Here is a 2,630-nt window from a genome sequence, read left to right as displayed (position 1 = left end):
ATCCTAGGGTCTCCGCGACGGAGCTTCGCTCCTGCTTCGCTCTAGGATGACGAAGGTGAGGGGCTGAAACCGATTCATCCAAGGTGGTTGGCCGTAATTGCTCAACACTTGATTCAATTCAAACGAAAGGGAACGCCATGGCCACGACGAAACTCCTCAGCGATGCCGAGGTCGAGAAAATCCCGGCCGTGAAAGCCGTGTTCGACGACATCCGCGCGACGCGCAAATCTGATTTCGTCAACAATTTCTGGCGCGGGCTGGCCAATGATCCTCCGGCGCTGAAGCGGATCTGGGAGCAGTTGAAGGTGGTGATGGTCGCTGACAGCGCCATCGACCCGCTGACCAAGGAGATGATCTACATTGCCGTGTCGACCGCCAATGGCTGCTCCTACTGCGTCCACTCGCACACGGCGGCGGCTCGAGCCAAGGGCATGACCGATGCGCAGCATGGCGAGCTGGTGTCGATCATCGGGCTGGCCGGCCAGACCAACCATCTGGTGACGGCGATGCAGATTCCGGTTGACCCGCAGTTCGAGGTGAAGTGAGGCCTCACACCGGCCGGTAAACCTTCTCCGCCGTGTTCCAGAAAATATCCGCCTCCGCCGCCGCACCATGCTTCGCCACCGCGTCGCGGTGCGCCTTGATCAGCTCGGCGTGGCTGGTCCACAGTTTTTCGATCGGGAAGTTCGAGCCGAACATCAAATGGTCGGCGCCCAGGATCTCGATCGCGTTGTCGACGATATAGGCAATCAGCGCCGGGTCGTTGCGATGGACGAAGGTGCCGAGGCCGGAGAGCTTGGCGTAGAAGTTGGGGGCGGCTGCAAGCGTGCGCAGGCCTGCCTTCCAGGCTTCGGTGGTTTCCGGCTCCATGCCGGTCAGCATACCGGCATGGGTGAGGATGAAATTCGTCTCCGGGTTTTCGCCGACCAGCGTCAGGCCGTCCTTCATCTGAGCGGGGAAGAGCTGCAGGTCGAAGGAGAGGCCATAGTCCTTGAGCCGCGCCACATTGGCGCGCACATTGGGGTCGATCACCTGGTCGGCGGAGGCGGCGAAGCGGAAGGCCGGGGTCTCGTGCCAGTGCAGTTGCATGCGCACGCCGCGCAGCAGCTTGTATTTCATCAAGCGATCGATCTGCGGCCTGATATCGTCGACGGTCATGTCGGTGTAGCCGACGATGGCATGCGGCCAGCCGGTTTCGTCGGATGTCTTCTGCAGGAAGGCGACTTCCTTCTCGAAATCTTCCTTGGCCCAGTTGGTCTGGACATAGACGGCCTTTTCGACGCCTGAATCCCTCTGGTCTTCGAGAAATTCCCCGATCGGGTAGTCGCGCCGGATCGGCTCGTAGGGACCGAAGATGCGCGGCACCATCGGCCCGACCAGCCAGGGCTGGTCCTTTTGGCGCCAGATGTGGAAATGCGCGTCGATTGTTTTCTGCATCATGAAACCCTCTTCCAGATTGCCGCCGCCGCCGGAGCAGGGCGAGCGAGCGACAGGATGAAATCGGTGAGGCTTTTCACCGACGAGCCGTCGATGAGGTCGTCCAGGTCAGGCAGGATGGCGCGAAGTGCAGCCGTTGCCGGCCGGAAGCGCGGGTCGCCGGCTAGCGGTGTGGCCAGCGACAGCCGGAAAGCGCGGGCGCTCAGCCGTCGCATCGCCGTCTCCATCTCGCCATGATCGCCGCGCTCCAGCGCGTCGGACAGGATCACGACCGTGGCACCGCGTGCAAACGACGAGAAGCGCGGCACCGAGAGGAAGGCGAGCAGCGTCGGTCCCATGCGGGTGCCGCCGTCCCAGTCGTCGACCTGGGCCGCGGCGCGCGCCAGCGCCTGGTCGCGGTCGCGGATGCGCAATGCCGTGGTGATGCGCGTCAGCCGCGTGCCGAAGGTGAATATCTCGGCGCGGTCGGCACCTTGCACGGCCGCATGTGCCAGCTTGAGATAGTCCGCTGTGTGCAGCTTCATCGAGCCGGAAACGTCGATCAGCAGCAGCAGCTTGCGCGGTACGGTCTGGCGGCGGCGTAGCAGTGGCGAGGGCACGTCGCCATCGGCGCTGACGATTTCCCTGAGCGATCGGCGCAGATCGAGCTTACCGCGCGAGTGGGTGCGTACGGTGCGGAAGGAGCGCCGGGCTGGTACAGCGGTCGAGAGTTTGCGACGAAAGGCGGTCAGCCTGTCGTCGTCGCGCTGGAAGTCGCGGGTACTCAGCTGCTCCAGCGCCGAAGAGAGGTCGCCGCCCTCTTGGCTTTGTTCGGCCTCGAGCCGTTCGTCGTCGGCGCCGCCATCATCCTTGATGCGAGTTTCCTCGTCGGCGTCGCCTTCGACCACGGCGGATGTATTGCCATAAAAGTGGCTCTGGAAATGCGCCTCGAATTCGTCGCGGCGGTCGGGCGGCGGCGCCAGCGTGGCAAGGGCGGCCTCGCGGATGTCTGCCATCGAGCGCGGCCCGAGCAGGGTCACCGCCTGCATGAAGCCGGAGACCTGCTCGGGGGCGATGGCGAAACCATAGCGGCGCAGCAAGCGGCCGAAGCTGAGGAAGGGCGCAGCGGCGCGGGGCAAGCTTGTTTCCCGCATCATTGCGTGGCGCCCCCCTCTGTCCTGCCGGACATCTCCCCCTCAAGGGGGGAGATTGGC

General features: G+C 64.1%; 3 protein-coding genes. 1 reads left to right on the top strand and 2 read right to left on the bottom strand.

The window, feature by feature from the left end; all coding sequences use genetic code 11:
* Positions 1 to 137: 137 nt before the first annotated feature.
* Positions 138 to 545: a carboxymuconolactone decarboxylase family protein gene (locus EOC06_RS35675; RefSeq protein ID WP_063172539.1), complete on the top strand. Its 408-nt coding sequence runs from the start codon at positions 138 to 140 to the stop codon at positions 543 to 545.
* A gap of 4 nt (positions 546 to 549) precedes the next feature.
* Here EOC06_RS35675 and EOC06_RS35670 read toward each other — a convergent pair whose 3' ends face one another.
* Both EOC06_RS35670 and EOC06_RS35665 read right to left on the bottom strand, forming a co-directional pair.
* A complete protein-coding gene (locus EOC06_RS35670; RefSeq protein ID WP_164898949.1) occupies positions 550 to 1,437 on the bottom strand; it encodes an amidohydrolase in 888 nt (295 codons plus the stop codon).
* A complete protein-coding gene (locus EOC06_RS35665; protein ID WP_128310008.1) occupies positions 1,437 to 2,573 on the bottom strand; it encodes a VWA domain-containing protein in 1,137 nt (378 codons plus the stop codon). Before EOC06_RS35665 ends, EOC06_RS35670 begins: the two co-directional genes overlap by 1 nt.
* Positions 2,574 to 2,630 lie beyond the last annotated feature (57 nt).

This window comes from Mesorhizobium sp. M7A.F.Ca.MR.362.00.0.0, from assembly GCF_004023175.1.
Classification (GTDB): domain Bacteria; phylum Pseudomonadota; class Alphaproteobacteria; order Rhizobiales; family Rhizobiaceae; genus Mesorhizobium.
This window is presented reverse-complemented; position numbering and strand designations above follow the sequence as displayed.

Coding starts and splice junctions, on each gene's coding strand:
- EOC06_RS35675 (WP_063172539.1), top strand. CDS start 138: ATGGCCACGACGAAACTCCTCAGCGATGCCGAGGTCGAGAAAATCCCG.
- EOC06_RS35670 (WP_164898949.1), bottom strand. CDS start 1,437: ATGCAGAAAACAATCGACGCGCATTTCCACATCTGGCGCCAAAAGGAC.
- EOC06_RS35665 (WP_128310008.1), bottom strand. CDS start 2,573: ATGATGCGGGAAACAAGCTTGCCCCGCGCCGCTGCGCCCTTCCTCAGC.